This is a genomic window from Enterobacter asburiae (assembly GCA_011754535.1).
GTDB lineage: Bacteria > Pseudomonadota > Gammaproteobacteria > Enterobacterales > Enterobacteriaceae > Enterobacter > Enterobacter cloacae_N.
In genome coordinates, this window is sequence record JAAQVN010000001.1 from 1,446,975 (window position 1) to 1,463,156 (window position 16,182).

Annotated in this window: 10 protein-coding genes; 9 read left to right on the forward strand and 1 reads right to left on the reverse strand. The window is 55.1% G+C overall.

The features are described from left to right. The first annotated feature begins 8 nt into the window (after positions 1 to 8). The 5 genes from sdhB to sucD all read left to right on the forward strand — a co-directional run bounded on the left by sdhB (position 9) and on the right by sucD (position 7,231). Entirely contained in the window at positions 9 to 725 is a 717-nt protein-coding gene (gene sdhB, locus HBM95_06730; GenBank protein NIH42630.1) for a succinate dehydrogenase iron-sulfur subunit SdhB, read from the forward strand. A 344-nt stretch (positions 726 to 1,069) separates the two neighbouring features. Further along, the gene (gene sucA / locus HBM95_06735) at positions 1,070 to 3,877 is read left to right on the forward strand and encodes a 2-oxoglutarate dehydrogenase E1 component (GenBank protein NIH42631.1); all 2,808 of its coding nucleotides are present in this window, start codon (positions 1,070 to 1,072) and stop codon (positions 3,875 to 3,877) included. Between the two features lie 14 nt (positions 3,878 to 3,891). After that, positions 3,892 to 5,112: a 2-oxoglutarate dehydrogenase complex dihydrolipoyllysine-residue succinyltransferase gene (odhB, locus tag HBM95_06740; protein NIH42632.1), complete on the forward strand. Its 1,221-nt coding sequence runs from the start codon at positions 3,892 to 3,894 to the stop codon at positions 5,110 to 5,112. 83 nt (positions 5,113 to 5,195) lie between these two features. Next, complete coding sequence (sucC, locus tag HBM95_06745) at positions 5,196 to 6,362, forward strand: ADP-forming succinate--CoA ligase subunit beta (protein ID NIH42633.1); 1,167 nt, start codon at positions 5,196 to 5,198, stop codon at positions 6,360 to 6,362. Continuing rightward, positions 6,362 to 7,231 (forward strand): succinate--CoA ligase subunit alpha, encoded by an 870-nt coding sequence (gene sucD, locus HBM95_06750; GenBank protein ID NIH42634.1) that lies wholly within the window; start codon positions 6,362 to 6,364, stop codon positions 7,229 to 7,231. Before sucC ends, sucD begins: the two co-directional genes overlap by 1 nt. Positions 7,232 to 7,314: 83 nt before the next feature. Here the strand turns inward: sucD and HBM95_06755 are convergent, their stop codons facing one another. Next, the gene (locus HBM95_06755) at positions 7,315 to 8,031 is read right to left on the reverse strand and encodes a GntR family transcriptional regulator (GenBank protein ID NIH42635.1); all 717 of its coding nucleotides are present in this window, start codon (positions 8,029 to 8,031) and stop codon (positions 7,315 to 7,317) included. Between the two features lie 171 nt (positions 8,032 to 8,202). Here HBM95_06755 and mngA point away from each other — a divergent pair, with 171 nt between their 5' ends. The 4 genes from mngA to cydB all read left to right on the forward strand — a co-directional run bounded on the left by mngA (position 8,203) and on the right by cydB (position 16,178). After that, a complete protein-coding gene (mngA, locus tag HBM95_06760) occupies positions 8,203 to 10,119 on the forward strand; it encodes a PTS 2-O-a-mannosyl-D-glycerate transporter subunit IIABC (GenBank protein ID NIH42636.1) in 1,917 nt (638 codons plus the stop codon). Between the two features lie 24 nt (positions 10,120 to 10,143). Continuing rightward, complete coding sequence (gene mngB / locus HBM95_06765) at positions 10,144 to 12,774, forward strand: mannosylglycerate hydrolase (GenBank protein NIH42637.1); 2,631 nt, start codon at positions 10,144 to 10,146, stop codon at positions 12,772 to 12,774. Positions 12,775 to 13,454: 680 nt separating this feature from the next. Then, positions 13,455 to 15,023, forward strand: coding sequence for a cytochrome ubiquinol oxidase subunit I (gene cydA / locus HBM95_06770; GenBank protein ID NIH42638.1), 1,569 nt, complete (start codon positions 13,455 to 13,457; stop codon positions 15,021 to 15,023). A 15-nt stretch (positions 15,024 to 15,038) separates the two neighbouring features. After that, complete coding sequence (gene cydB / locus HBM95_06775; protein ID NIH42639.1) at positions 15,039 to 16,178, forward strand: cytochrome d ubiquinol oxidase subunit II; 1,140 nt, start codon at positions 15,039 to 15,041, stop codon at positions 16,176 to 16,178. Positions 16,179 to 16,182: the final 4 nt, after the last annotated feature.

Consider the following 16,182-nt stretch of genomic DNA (forward strand, 5'->3'; position numbering starts at 1 on the left):
ACAGGATAATGAAACTCGAATTCTCAGTTTATCGTTATAACCCGGATGTTGATGATGCTCCGCGCATGCAGGATTACACCCTGGAAGCGGAAGAAGGCCGTGACATGATGCTGCTGGATGCGTTAATCCAGCTGAAAGAAAAAGATCCTACGCTGTCGTTCCGCCGCTCCTGCCGTGAAGGGGTTTGTGGCTCTGACGGGGTGAACATGAACGGCAAAAATGGCCTGGCCTGCATCACGCCAATTTCAGCGTTGCAGCGTCCTGGTCAGAAAATTGTTATCCGTCCTCTGCCAGGCCTGCCGGTCGTGCGTGATTTGGTGGTAGACATGGGGCAATTCTATGCACAATATGAGAAGATTAAGCCTTACTTATTGAATAATGGGCAAAATCCACCCGCTCGCGAGCACTTACAGTCTCCTGAGCAGCGTGAAAAACTCGATGGGTTGTACGAGTGTATTCTTTGTGCATGTTGTTCAACGTCCTGCCCGTCGTTCTGGTGGAACCCGGACAAGTTTATCGGCCCGGCCGGTCTGCTGGCTGCCTATCGCTTCCTGATCGATAGCCGCGACACCGAAACCGATAGCCGTCTGGAAGGACTGAGTGACGCTTTCAGCGTATTCCGCTGCCATAGCATCATGAACTGCGTCAGTGTGTGTCCGAAGGGGCTGAACCCGACGCGCGCTATCGGTCATATTAAGTCGATGCTGCTGCAGCGCAGTGCGTAAGTAGTGAGAGGGGAGCGCTGTTCCCCTCACCCTAACCCTCTCCCTAAGGGAGAGGGAACAGATTGCAGAAACCTTTAAAAACTGCCAGTTAAGTAAATAATCGAGACGTTCAGCGCGAGACAAGGCGCGGCTGAACGAATCCCCTGGAGCATAGTTAACTATGTGACTGGGGTGAGTGAAAGCCGCAACGCAGTCGCAGCCGGAACGACGAAGATTATTTAGACAGTTTCTAAAGGTTCCTTCGCGGGCCAATAAGAGCTCGCAGGTGAACCCCGGCACGTACACGTGGTGTGCGTGGTAGTTTCTACGGCGAAAGTAAGCATAAAAATGCTTAAGGGATCACGATGCAGAACGGCGCAATGAAAGCCTGGCTGGACTCTTCTTACCTCTCTGGTGCGAACCAGAGCTGGATAGAACAGCTCTATGAAGACTTCTTAACCGATCCTGACTCAGTGGACGCAAACTGGCGTTCCATGTTCCAGCAGTTGCCTGGTACAGGGGTCAAACCGGATCAATTCCATTCCAAAACACGTGATTATTTCCGTCGTCTGGCGAAGGATGCCTCACGTTACTCTTCTGCGATTTCCGACCCTGACACCAATGCGAAACAGGTTAAAGTCCTGCAGCTTATCAACGCTTATCGCTTCCGCGGTCACCAGCATGCGAATCTCGATCCGCTGGGACTGTGGAAACAAGACCGTGTGGCCGATCTCGATCCGGCGTATCACGATCTGACCGAGGCCGATTTCCAGGAAAGCTTTAACGTAGGTTCCTTTGCCATCGGCAAAGACACGATGAAGCTGGGCGATCTGATTGACGCGCTCAAGCAAACCTACTGCGGCTCCATCGGCGCGGAATATATGCACATCACCTCTACCGAAGAGAAACGCTGGATCCAGCAGCGCATCGAATCCGTAGCGGGCCACGCGACCTTCTCGGCTGACGAGAAAAAACGCTTCCTGAGTGAACTGACCGCAGCGGAAGGGCTTGAGCGCTATCTGGGCGCGAAGTTCCCGGGCGCAAAACGCTTCTCGCTGGAAGGCGGCGACGCGCTGGTGCCGATGCTGAAAGAGCTGATTCGCCACGCAGGCAAGAGCGGCACCCGTGAAGTGGTGCTCGGCATGGCGCACCGTGGTCGTCTGAACGTGCTGGTCAACGTGCTGGGTAAAAAACCGCAGGACCTGTTCGACGAATTCGCGGGCAAACATAAAGAACACCTCGGCACCGGCGACGTGAAGTACCACATGGGCTTCTCGTCGGATATCGAAACCGAAGGCGGTCTGGTTCACCTGGCGCTGGCGTTTAACCCGTCGCACCTGGAAATCGTCAGCCCGGTGGTTATCGGTTCCGTACGCGCGCGTCTGGATCGTCTGGACGAGCCAAGCAGTAATAAAGTGCTGCCAATCACCATCCACGGCGATGCGGCGGTAACAGGGCAGGGCGTGGTTCAGGAAACCCTGAACATGTCGAAAGCGCGTGGTTACGAAGTGGGCGGTACCGTTCGCATCGTGATCAACAACCAGGTGGGCTTTACTACCTCTAACCCGTTGGATGCGCGTTCTACCCCGTACTGCACCGACATCGGTAAGATGGTACAGGCACCCATCTTCCACGTTAACGCGGATGACCCGGAAGCCGTTGCTTTCGTTACTCGCCTGGCGCTGGACTTCCGTAATACCTTCAAACGCGATGTGTTCATTGACCTCTTCTGCTACCGCCGTCACGGCCACAACGAAGCGGATGAGCCAAGTGCAACCCAGCCGCTGATGTACCAGAAAATCAAAAAACACCCGACCCCGCGCAAAATCTATGCTGACAAGCTGGAAAGCGACAAAGTGGCGACGCTGGAAGATGCGACTGAAATGGTCAACCTCTACCGCGACGCGCTGGACGCGGGTGAATGCGTAGTGAAAGAGCTGCGCCCGATGAACATGCACTCCTTTACCTGGTCTCCGTACCTCAACCACGAGTGGGATGAGAGCTACCCGAACAAGGTGGAGATGAAGCGCCTGCAGGAGCTGGCTAAACGCATCAGCACCGTGCCGGACGCTATCGAGATGCAGTCTCGCGTGGCGAAAATTTACGCTGACCGTCAGTCCATGGCGGCAGGCGAGAAGCTGTTTGACTGGGGCGGCGCGGAAACGCTGGCTTACGCGACGCTGGTTGACGAAGGCATTCCTGTTCGTCTGTCCGGTGAAGATGCGGGCCGCGGCACCTTCTTCCACCGTCATGCGGTGGTTCACAACCAGTCTAACGGTTCAACCTACACCCCGCTGCAGCACGTGCACAACGGTCAGGGCCAGTTCAAGGTCTGGGACTCCGTGCTGTCTGAAGAAGCGGTACTGGCTTTCGAGTACGGTTACGCCACGGCAGAACCGCGCACCCTGACCATCTGGGAAGCGCAGTTCGGTGACTTCGCCAACGGTGCGCAGGTGGTTATCGACCAGTTCATCTCCTCCGGCGAGCAGAAGTGGGGCCGTATGTGTGGCCTGGTGATGCTGCTGCCGCACGGTTATGAAGGTCAGGGTCCGGAGCACTCCTCCGCGCGTCTGGAACGTTATCTGCAGCTTTGCGCCGAGCAGAACATGCAGGTCTGCGTGCCGTCCACCCCGGCTCAGGTCTACCACATGCTGCGTCGTCAGGCGCTGCGCGGTATGCGTCGTCCGCTGGTGGTGATGTCGCCGAAATCCCTGCTGCGTCATCCGCTGGCGGTGTCCAGCCTGGATGAGCTGGCGAACGGCACCTTCCTGCCGGCCATCGGTGAAATTGACGAGCTGGATCCGCAGGCCGTGAAGCGTGTGGTGATGTGTTCTGGTAAGGTTTATTACGACCTGCTGGAACAGCGCCGTAAGAACGATCAGAAAGATGTCGCCATCGTGCGTATCGAACAGCTTTATCCATTCCCGCATCAGGCGATGCAGGAAGTGCTGAAACAGTACGCTCACGTACATGATTTTGTCTGGTGCCAGGAAGAGCCGCTCAACCAGGGCGCATGGTACTGCAGCCAGCATCATTTCCGTGAAGTGATTCCATTTGGTTCAGCCCTGCGCTATGCAGGTCGCCCGGCCTCCGCCTCTCCGGCGGTAGGGTATATGTCCGTTCACCAGAAGCAGCAACAAGATCTGGTCAATGACGCGCTGAACGTCGATTAATTAAAGGATACATAATGAGTAGCGTAGATATTCTTGTTCCCGACCTGCCTGAATCCGTAGCAGATGCGACCGTCGCTACCTGGCACAAAAAACCAGGCGATGCCGTTAAGCGCGATGAAGTGCTGGTAGAAATCGAAACTGACAAAGTGGTACTGGAAGTACCGGCTTCGGCGGATGGCGTTCTGGACGCGGTGCTGGAAGATGAAGGTACCACCGTCACCTCTCGTCAGATCCTGGGTCGCCTGCGTGAAGGCAACAGCGCGGGCAAAGAGTCCAGCGCCAAGTCTGAAGAGAAAGCCTCTACGCCGGCTCAGCGCCAGCAGGCTTCTCTGGAAGAACAGTCTAACGATGCCCTCAGCCCGGCGATCCGTCGCCTGCTGGCGGAACACAGCCTTGACCCGGCAGCCATTAAAGGCACCGGTGTGGGCGGTCGTCTGACGCGCGAAGATATCGACAAGCACCTGGCGAAAGCGCCAGCTCAGGCAGAAGCGAAAGCCCCTGCGGCAGCGCCAGCAGCTCAGCCTGCTCTGGGCGCACGCAGCGAAAAACGCGTGCCAATGACCCGCCTGCGCAAGCGCGTGGCCGAGCGTCTGCTGGAAGCGAAAAACTCCACCGCGATGCTGACCACCTTCAACGAAGTGAACATGAAGCCAATCATGGACCTGCGTAAGCAGTACGGTGACGCCTTTGAAAAACGTCACGGTATCCGTCTGGGCTTTATGTCCTTCTACGTGAAGGCGGTGGTTGAAGCGCTGAAACGCTATCCGGAAGTGAACGCGTCTATCGATGGCGATGACGTGGTTTACCACAACTATTTCGACGTCAGCATGGCGGTTTCTACTCCACGTGGCCTGGTAACGCCGGTTCTGCGTGATGTGGATACCCTGGGTATGGCTGATATTGAGAAAAACATTAAAGAGCTGGCTGTTAAAGGCCGCGACGGTAAGCTGACCGTAGACGACCTGACCGGCGGTAACTTCACCATTACCAACGGCGGCGTATTCGGCTCGCTGATGTCTACCCCGATCATTAACCCGCCGCAGAGCGCGATCCTGGGTATGCACGCCATTAAAGATCGTCCTATGGCGGTAGACGGTAAGGTTGAGATCCTGCCGATGATGTACCTGGCGCTCTCTTACGATCACCGCCTGATCGACGGCCGCGAGTCCGTAGGCTTCCTGGTGGCGATTAAAGAGCTGCTGGAAGATCCAACGCGCCTGCTGCTGGACGTCTAGTTTTGCAGTCTTGCCCGGCGGCGTATGGCTGCCGGGCCAATAAAAGCACGACCTAACGATTACCTGAAGGATGGATAGAACACATGAACTTACATGAATATCAGGCCAAACAGCTGTTTGCCCGGTATGGCTTACCGGCTCCGGTGGGTTATGCCTGTACTACCCCGCGTGAAGCAGAAGAAGCCGCATCTAAAATCGGTTCCGGCCCGTGGGTAGTTAAATGTCAGGTTCACGCTGGTGGCCGTGGTAAAGCGGGCGGTGTGAAGGTTGTTAAGAGCAAAGAAGAGATTCGTGCGTTTGCTGAACATTGGCTCGGCAAGCGTCTGGTGACCTACCAGACAGATGCAAACGGCCAGCCGGTCAACCAGATCCTGGTTGAAGCGGCAACCGATATCGCGAAAGAGCTGTACCTGGGCGCGGTTGTTGACCGTAGCTCCCGTCGCGTGGTGTTCATGGCGTCTACCGAAGGTGGCGTGGAAATCGAAAAAGTGGCGGAAGAAACGCCTCACCTGATCCACAAAGTGGCTATCGATCCGCTGGCGGGCCCAATGCCTTACCAGGGGCGCGAGCTGGCGTTCAAACTGGGCCTGGAAGGCAAGCTGGTTCAGCAGTTCACCAAGATCTTCATGGGTCTGGCGACCATCTTCCTGGAGCGCGACCTGGCGCTGATCGAGATCAACCCGCTGGTGATCACCACCCAGGGCGATCTGATCTGCCTCGACGGCAAGCTGGGCGCTGACGGCAACGCGCTGTTCCGCCAGCCGGATCTGCGCGAAATGCGCGATCAGTCTCAGGAAGATCCACGTGAAGCGCAGGCGGCACAGTGGGAACTGAACTACGTAGCGCTGGATGGTAACATCGGCTGCATGGTTAACGGTGCGGGCCTGGCAATGGGCACCATGGATATCGTTAAGCTGCACGGCGGTGAGCCAGCAAACTTCCTCGACGTGGGCGGTGGCGCAACCAAAGAGCGCGTAACCGAAGCGTTTAAAATCATTCTCTCCGACGACAACGTGAAGGCTGTTCTGGTGAACATCTTCGGCGGTATCGTCCGTTGCGACCTGATCGCAGACGGTATCATCGGTGCGGTAGAAGAAGTGGGTGTTAATGTTCCGGTTGTTGTGCGTCTGGAAGGTAACAACGCTGAACTCGGCGCGAAAAAACTGGCTGACAGCGGCCTGAATATTATTGCAGCGAAAAGTCTGACGGATGCAGCTCAGCAGGTTGTTGCCGCAGTGGAGGGGAAATAATGTCCGTTTTAATTAATAAAGATACCAAGGTTATCTGCCAGGGCTTCACCGGTAGCCAGGGGACTTTCCACTCCGAACAGGCGATTGCCTATGGTACGCAGATGGTTGGCGGCGTAACGCCAGGTAAAGGCGGTACCACCCACCTGGGCCTGCCTGTGTTCAACACCGTGCGTGAAGCGGTAGAAGCGACGGGCGCAACCGCGACCGTGATCTACGTTCCGGCTCCGTTCTGCAAAGACTCCATTCTGGAAGCGATCGACGCAGGCATTAAACTGATCATCACCATCACCGAAGGCATCCCGACGCTGGATATGCTGACCGTGAAGGTGAAGCTGGACGAAGCAGGCGTGCGCATGATCGGCCCGAACTGCCCTGGCGTTATCACCCCGGGCGAATGCAAAATCGGCATCATGCCGGGCCACATTCACAAGCCGGGTAAAGTGGGCATCGTGTCCCGTTCCGGTACCCTGACCTATGAAGCGGTTAAGCAGACCACCGATTACGGCTTCGGCCAGTCCACCTGCGTGGGCATCGGCGGTGACCCGATCCCGGGCTCTAACTTCATCGATATCCTGAAGCTGTTCCAGGAAGATCCGCAGACCGAAGCGATCGTGATGATCGGTGAGATCGGCGGAAGCGCGGAAGAAGAAGCGGCTGCTTACATCAAAGAACACGTGACCAAGCCAGTTGTGGGCTACATCGCGGGTGTGACCGCGCCGAAAGGCAAGCGTATGGGTCACGCAGGCGCGATCATCGCCGGTGGTAAAGGTACGGCTGATGAGAAATTCGCAGCGCTGGAAGCCGCAGGCGTGAAGACCGTTCGCAGCCTGGCGGATATCGGCGAAGCACTGAAATCCATCATTAAGTAAGTCCTCTCTGCTCCCCGAAAGGAGGGCGTTGAAGTATAAAAATGTCCGTTTCGACATGGTTGGCCGCTGTAAAGCGGCCTTTTTTATTGCCTGCGTTTGGCGACAAGCGTGAACTTGTAATCGTCGGTATTGAACACGTTGCGGCTGTATTCAAATACCCGTCCGTCCTTCAGAAACCCGCGGGAGACTTTTTCCAGGATCGGCTTTGCCGGATCGAGCGCCAGCGCGGCAATCGCCTCTTCTGACGGCATGATCGGCACCAGCTCCTGCTCGCTGCGATCGATAACCAGCTTCTTGATCTGCTCAACGTAGTGGTATTTCGAATTCTCCATCACTTCCCAGGTGAGGTCGGGGAACATCGCCAGCGGCATCCACGTTTCTTCCAGATTCACCGGTTTTTGTTTGATAAAGCGGACTCGTTTGACGTGCCAGACTTTATCGTCCGGGTTGATCGCCAGTCGTGCCGCGAGCATATCATCGGCTTTCACCACTTCGAAGACCCTGACGTCGCTGTGCGTATCGACGTTTCGGTCCGCCAGCTTTTCGTAAAATCCGGTGAGCTGGTAAATATCGTAGTTAACCCGCTCCTCTTTTACATACGAGCCGCTGCCCTGAATGCTTTCGACGATCTGCTCATCGGCGAGCAGCTTCAGAGCCTGCCGTACGGTGACACGGCTGACGCTAAAAGCCTCCTGAAGGCTGGACTCCGTCGGGAGTGCGTCCCCGGGTTTTAATTCCCCGGCATTAATTTTCTCGCGGAACGCATCGGCTATCTGCCGGTACATTGGTTTATTGCCCATTTCATCGCGCCTGCTTAATACCTTTTTAGGGCATTATGCATTCAACTAATAATTTGTAAATAATACAACTAAAATACAAATTTGACGGTTAGTGAAAATGATCACATAAATGTATTATTAAGTCTGCCAGAATCCTTCCCAGACAATAACTTTTTATAGGTGAGGATCTTTATGAACCTGACGACTCTGACCGATCCGCGTGCTGTCTGCGTTCAGGCCCAGTTTACTGGCCGTGATGAGGCAATCCGTCAGCTTGCAGCGCGGCTGGTGACGCTGGGCAAAATAGCTGACGCCGATGCCTTTCTGGCGGAAGTTTTCCAGCGTGAATCGCTTGGCCCGACGGCGCTGGGAGAAGGACTGGCAGTACCTCACGGTAAATCAGCAGCCGTGAAGGAAGCGGCTTTTGCCGTGGCAACCCTGAGCGAACCGCTGGAGTGGGAAGGCGTTGACGGGCCGGAAAAGGTTGAGCTGATTTTTCTGCTCGCTATTCCGCCTGCACAAGCCGGTTCGACGCATATTCAGGTGCTAACGGAGCTAACGTCTCGCCTGGCGGATGACGATCTCAGGGCACGGGTGATGGCGGCCTCCACGGCGGAAGAAGTTCTTGCTGCGCTGGAAGCTGCTCCTGATGCGGAAGAGGCCGATGTCGCGGTAAATGCCCCGACAATCGTCTGCGTTACCGCCTGTCCGGCTGGAATCGCCCATACCTACATGGCTGCGGAGTATCTGGAAAAAGCGGGACGCAAACTGGGCGTCAACGTAGTGGTCGAAAAGCAGGGGGCGAACGGCATTGAGGGACGCATCACCGCGCAGCAGCTGCAGGAGGCCAAAGCCTGCATCTTTGCGGCGGAGGTGGCGATCAAGGAGAGCGAACGTTTTCAGGGGATCCCCGCCATTTCAGTGCCCGTTGCGGAACCTCTGCGCCATGCTGAAGCTCTCATTGAACGCGCGCTGGCACTCCAGCCCTCAACCGATGCACGTCAAGTGCATGGCGATCCCGAAACGAAAAAGAGCGTTAAAACTGAACTCAAGCAGGCGCTTCTTAGCGGTATCTCCTTTGCGGTGCCGCTGATCGTCGCCGGCGGGACGGTGCTGGCCGTGTCGGTACTGCTGGCACAAATTCTGGGCCTGCAGCACCTGTTCGACCAGGAAAACTCGTGGCTGTGGATGTACCGCAAGCTTGGCGGCGGCATGCTCGGCATTCTGATGGTACCCGTTCTGGCGGCCTATACAGCTTACTCGCTGGCGGATAAACCCGCGCTGACGCCGGGCTTTGCGGCCGGGCTTGCAGCCAATATGATCGGTTCCGGTTTTCTGGGCGCTATCGTCGGAGGGCTGATCGCGGGTTACCTGATGCGCTGGGTGAAAAATCACATTCGCCTGAGTAGCCGCTTCAACGGTTTTTTAACCTTTTATCTCTATCCGGTTATTGGCGTACTGGGTGCGGGCAGCCTGATGCTGTTTGTGATCGGTGAGCCGGTGGCCTGGCTTAATACTACGCTCACCGCCTGGCTTAACGGTTTATCCGGTGCGAATGCGCTGCTTCTGGGGGCGATCCTCGGCTTTATGTGCTCATTCGATTTGGGTGGCCCGGTCAACAAAGCCTCTTACGCGTTCTGTCTGGGAGCGATGGCTAACGGGGTATACGGTCCCTATGCGATCTTTGCCTCCGTCAAAATGGTGTCGGCCTTTACCGTGACGGCGTCAACGATGCTGGCGCCGAAGTTTTTTAAACCGTTTGAAATTGAAACCGGTAAATCAACGTGGCTGCTCGGCCTGGCGGGCATTACCGAAGGGGCGATCCCAATGGCGATTGAAGATCCGCTTCGCGTCATTGGCTCATTTGTGCTCGGCTCCATGGTAACAGGCGCGATTGTTGGTGCGATGGGGATCGGGTTATCCACCCCGGGGGCCGGTATTTTCTCTCTCTTTTTACTTCACGATGCCGGGTTGAGCGGTGTGGTTGCGGCGGCGGGCTGGTTTGGCGCGGCGCTGGTGGGTACCGCTATCTCCACCTTTATTCTGCTGCTCTGGCGACGCCAGGCGGTAAAAAAGGGCAAATACGTCATTGAAGACGCCATACCGTAAAAACTCACAAAACAGGAAACGAAGATGAAAGCTGTATCTCGCGTTCATATCACGCCGCATATGCACTGGGACCGTGAGTGGTACTTCACCACTGAAGAGTCACGTATTCTTCTGGTCAATAATATGGAAGAGATCCTGACCCGTCTGGAGCAGGACGATGAATATAAATATTACGTCCTCGATGGCCAGACGGCGGTGCTGGAGGATTATTTTGCCGTCGTGCCCGAAAACCGGGCACGCGTGAAGGCGCTAGTCGAGCGCGGAAAGCTCATTATTGGCCCCTGGTATACCCAGACCGATACCACTATTGTCAGCGGCGAGTCGATTGTCCGCAACCTGATGTACGGTATCCGGGACTGTATGGCGTTCGGCGAGCCGATGAAGATAGGTTATCTGCCGGATTCGTTTGGTATGTCCGGCCAGCTTCCGCATATCTATAACGGATTTGGCATTACCCGCACCATGTTCTGGCGCGGCTGTTCTGAACGACACGGGACCGATAAAACCGAGTTTCTCTGGCAGAGCCAGGACGGCAGCGAAGTTACGGCTCAGGTGCTGCCGCTGGGCTACGCGATTGGTAAGTACTTACCGGAGGACGAAGCCGGGCTGCGAAAACGGCTCGATAGCTATTTCGACGTTCTGGAAAAGGCCTCCGTCACCAAAGAGATTTTGCTGCCCAACGGCCACGATCAAATGCCGCTGCAGCAGAACATTTTTGCGGTGATGGATAAGCTGCGTGAAATCTATCCCCAGCGTCAATTTGTGATGAGCCGTTTTGAGGAGGTGTTTAACCATATCGAGGCGCGCCGCGATGAGCTGGCGACCCTGAAAGGGGAGTTTATCGACGGGAAATATATGCGTGTTCACCGGACAATCGGCTCCACGCGCATGGATATTAAAATCGCCCATGCGCGTATCGAGAACAAAATTGTCAATATTCTCGAACCGCTGGCGACGCTTGCCTGGACGCTGGGCTTCGATTACCACCACGGCCTGCTGGAGAAGATGTGGAAAGAGATCCTCAAAAACCACGCTCACGACAGCATCGGCTGCTGCTGCAGCGACAAGGTGCACCGCGAGATTGTCTCCCGCTTTGCGCTGGCTGAGGACATGGCGGACAACCTGGTGCGTTTCTATATGCGCAAGATTGTCGACAACATGCCGCAAAGCGACGCCGACAAGCTGGTGATGTTCAACCTGATGCCCTGGCCGCGTGAAGAGGTGATGAACACCACGATTCGACTGCGCGCCAGCCAGTTCCGTCTGCGGGATGATAAAGGCAACGAGATCCCGTATTTTATTCGCAGCGCGCGCGAGCTCGACCCTGGTCTCATTGACCGGCAGATTGTCCATTACGGTAATTACGAACCGTTTATGGAGTTTGATATTCAGCTCAGCCAGATACTGCCGTCGATGGGCTACCGTACGCTGTTTATCGAACCAAACGTGGCCGGGAAGGTGCTCTCGCCGGTGAAAAACACCGAATCCTTGCTCGAAAACGCCTTCTGGCAGATTGATATTAATAACGACGGTACGCTGCGCCTGCGCGACAAAGAAACCGGGCTGATTTATGACCGCGTGCTGGAAATCGAAGAGAGTTCGGATGATGGCGATGAGTACGACTACTCGCCTTCGCGGGAAGAGTGGAGACTCACTTCTGCACAGGGCGAGCATCAGGTCGAGGTTATACACGAAGGCTGGCAGAGCAGGGCGGTGATTCGCCATCAGATCGCGGTACCATCTAATCTGGCCGAACGCGCGGCGGGTCAGCGAAACGGGTCTCTCGGCGCTGAGTTTGAAATCACGCTTAGCCACCACAGCAGACGTATTGATGTGGCAGTGCGTCTGGATAATCAGGCTGACGACCACCGCGTTCGCGTGCTGATCCCAACGCCGTTTACAACCCAGGGCGTGTTAGCGGATACGCAGTTTGGCACTCTCACTCGTCCGGTGCAGGACGCGGCGATGGAAAACTGGCAGGAGGAGGGGTGGAAAGAAGCGCCGGTTCCGGTCTGGAACTTACTCAACTATGCCGTCCTGCAGGAAAAACGAAACGGGCTTGCGCTGTTCACCGAAGGACTACGCGAGTTTGAAGTAGTAGGCGAGGATAAAAAAGCCTTTGCCCTGACCCTGCTTCGCGGCGTGGGGTTACTCGGCAAAGAAGATTTGCTGTTGCGCCCCGGTAGACCTTCAGGAATCAAAATGCCTGTTCCTGACTCCCAGGTGCGCGGTTCGTTAAGCTGTCGCTTTAGCCTCTTCAGCTTCAGTGGAACGCCGGAAAACGCGGGCGTCGCGCAGCAGGCTAAATCGTGGTTAACACCGGTGCAGTGCTATAACAAAATTCCCTGGGACGCGATGAAGCTCAATCGCTCGTCGTTTACCACGCCGGAAAGTTACAGTCTGCTGGCGCTTTCGCCAACGGGATGCGTGCTCAGTACGCTCAAAAAGGCTGAAGATCGAGACGAGCTCATTCTTCGTCTGTTCAACCCTTCTGAGTCCAGCGCATGTGACGCGACGTTATCCGTGGATCCGACCGTGAAACGGTGCTGCGAAACGGACATGAATGAACGGATAATAGACAATCGTGAAGAAGAGGGCATCGTCGGGGCGTTCAGACCGGGACAGTCACGAACCTTTAGCATTCTTCTTGCCTGAAAACCGCTGACACGATCAAAAGGCCGCAGAGTTTGCGGCCTTTTTTCATTAAGTAGTCACGCTTCGGTGTTAACTTCCGGGATAATAAAAGTAAATAAAATGTAATTTCTAAGGGTTGCAAAAACAAAATGGAAAAATAAACTGGCCCGACTACGCTTATTGTTTGTCTCGCTTCGGCAGGGCGTTTTTCTTTCGCGTTAATTAAAATCACTTCTGTTTATATTTTTTTTCGTCTTCGATAACCAATCGCATCCTTGCATATACATATCATTAACATGGTTTTTACCATTCTTACCGCGACTAAACATGATTAACATCAAGGTTTGTTTTTGATTTAAATCAAAGTTTAATCCTTGGAAAAAGATGCTGAAAAGCGCTAAATTGTCCCCGATCAAAATGGCCGAAAAGTGGTAATTTTGCTATAAATTGATCGCCGTCGAAAAACGTAAATGTGATTCAATAAAAACCTGTTTATTGTAAGGGTTTTGCAGCGTATTATATTTGCGGGATCAATTTGAGTTTTTTATTAACCTATTTGTAACCTGTCGTCATCGTTTTTATCCTTCTCCAGGGTAATAACGACGACCAGGATGCGAATAATTTGTATTGGGGCATGCGTGTGGATCTCTCTCTGATGGGGTTCACTCTCGGAGTCTTCATGCGATGAGCAAGGAGTCATAATGTTAGACGTAGTCGAACTGTCGCGCTTACAGTTTGCCTTGACCGCGATGTACCACTTCCTGTTTGTGCCACTGACGCTCGGTATGGCGTTCCTGCTGGCCATCATGGAAACGGTTTACGTCCTCTCCGGCAAACAGATTTATAAAGATATGACCAAGTTCTGGGGCAAGTTGTTTGGTATCAACTTTGCGCTGGGCGTGGCAACCGGTTTGACCATGGAGTTCCAGTTCGGGACTAACTGGTCTTACTATTCGCACTATGTAGGGGATATCTTCGGTGCGCCGCTGGCCATTGAAGGTCTGATGGCCTTCTTCCTCGAATCCACCTTTGTAGGTCTGTTCTTCTTCGGTTGGGACCGTCTGGGTAAAGTCCAGCACATGGCCGTAACCTGGCTGGTGGCATTAGGTTCGAACCTGTCCGCGCTGTGGATCCTGGTGGCGAACGGCTGGATGCAGAACCCGATCGCGTCTGACTTCAACTTCGAAACCATGCGCATGGAGATGGTCAGCTTTGCCGAACTGGTCCTGAACCCGGTCGCCCAAGTTAAATTCGTTCACACTGTGGCATCTGGCTACGTGTGCGGCGCGATGTTCGTGCTGGGTATCAGCTCCTACTATATGCTGCGCGGTCGTGACTTCGCGTTTGCCAAGCGCTCCTTTGCTATCGCTGCAAGCTTCGGTATGGCTGCAATCCTCTCCGTTATCGTTCTGGGTGATGAATCCGGTTACGAAATGGGTGACGTGCAGAAAACCAAACTGGCCGCTATCGAAGCCGAATGGGAAACCCAGCCGGCGCCTGCTGCCTTTACGCTGTTCGGTATTCCCGATCAGGACGCGCAGGAAAACCGCTTCGCCATTCAGATCCCTTACGCGCTGGGTATCATTGCAACCCGTTCTGTCGATAAGCAGGTAACGGGTCTGAAAGAGCTGATGGTTCAGCACGAAGAGCGTATCCGTAACGGTATGAAGGCCTACTCGCTGCTGGAACAGCTGCGTGCCGGTTCTACCGACCAGGCTGTTCGCGACCAGTTCAACAACGTGAAGAAAGATCTGGGTTACGGTCTGCTGCTGAAACGCTATACCCCGAACGTTTCTGATGCGACGGAAGCACAAATTCAGATGGCGACCAAAGACTCGATTCCTCGCGTTGCGCCACTGTACTTCGCATTCCGTATCATGGTGGGCTGCGGCATCATCATGCTGCTGATCATTGCGGCGTCCTTCTGGTCCGTGATTCGCAACCGCATCGGCGAGAAAAAATGGCTGCTGCGTACCGCGCTGTACGGTATTCCACTGCCGTGGATCGCGATTGAGTCCGGCTGGTTTGTAGCAGAATACGGCCGTCAGCCATGGGCGATTGGTGAGGTGCTGCCAACGGCGGTAGCGAACTCCTCCCTGACGGCAGGCGACCTGATCTTCTCCATGCTGCTGATCTGTGGTCTGTACACCCTGTTCCTGGTGGCTGAACTGTTCCTGATGTTCAAGTTCGCGCGCCTTGGCCCAAGCAGCCTGAAAACCGGTCGCTATCACTACGAGCAGTCCACTGTGACTACTCAGCCGGCACGCTAAGACAGGAGTCATCAAATGATCGATTATGAAGTATTGCGTTTTATCTGGTGGCTGCTGGTTGGCGTTCTGCTGATCGGTTTCGCCGTCACGGATGGTTTCGACATGGGGGTGGGGATGCTCACCCGTTTCCTCGGTCGCAATGACACCGAGCGTCGAATCATGATTAACTCCATCGCCCCTCACTGGGACGGTAACCAGGTGTGGCTGATCACCGCAGGCGGCGCGCTGTTCGCTGCCTGGCCGATGGTCTACGCGGCTGCGTTCTCCGGCTTCTACGTGGCGATGATTCTGGTGCTGGCCTCTTTATTCTTCCGTCCGGTCGGTTTCGACTACCGTTCCAAGATTGAAGACACCCGCTGGCGCAACATGTGGGACTGGGGCATCTTCATCGGTAGCTTCGTTCCACCGTTGGTGATTGGCGTGGCGTTCGGTAACCTGCTGCAGGGCGTACCGTTCCACCTCGACGAATACATGCGTCTTTACTACACCGGTAACTTCTTCCAGCTGCTGAATCCGTTTGGTCTGCTGGCCGGTGTGGTGAGCGTGGCGATGATCATCACTCAGGGCGCAACCTACCTGCAGATGCGTACTGTCGGAGAACTGCACCTGCGCTCTCGTGCTACTGCTCAGGTTGCGGCACTGGTGACGCTGGTCTGCTTTGCTCTGGCAGGCGTGTGGGTGGTCTACGGCATTGATGGTTACGTGGTGACGTCCGCGATTAACCACTCGGCACCGTCTAACCCGCTGACCAAAGAAGTGGCGCGTCAGGCTGGTGCCTGGCTGGTGAACTTCAACAATACCCCTGCGCTGTGGGCGATCCCGGCTCTGGGTGTACTGCTGCCGCTGCTGACCGTGCTGACGTCTCGTCTGGAGAAAGGTGCTCTGGCGTTCGTGTTCTCTTCACTGACGCTGGCGTGCATCATCCTGACGGCGGGTATTGCCATGTTCCCATTCGTCATGCCGTCCAGCACCATGCTGAATGCTAGCCTGACCATGTGGGATGCAACCTCCAGCCATATGACGCTGAACTTAATGACTTACGTTGCTTGCGTGTTCGTTCCGATTGTTCTGGCTTACACCATCTGGTGTTACTGGAAAATGTTCGGTCGTATCACTAAAGAACATATCGAAAGCAACACCCACTCTATGTATTAAGTAA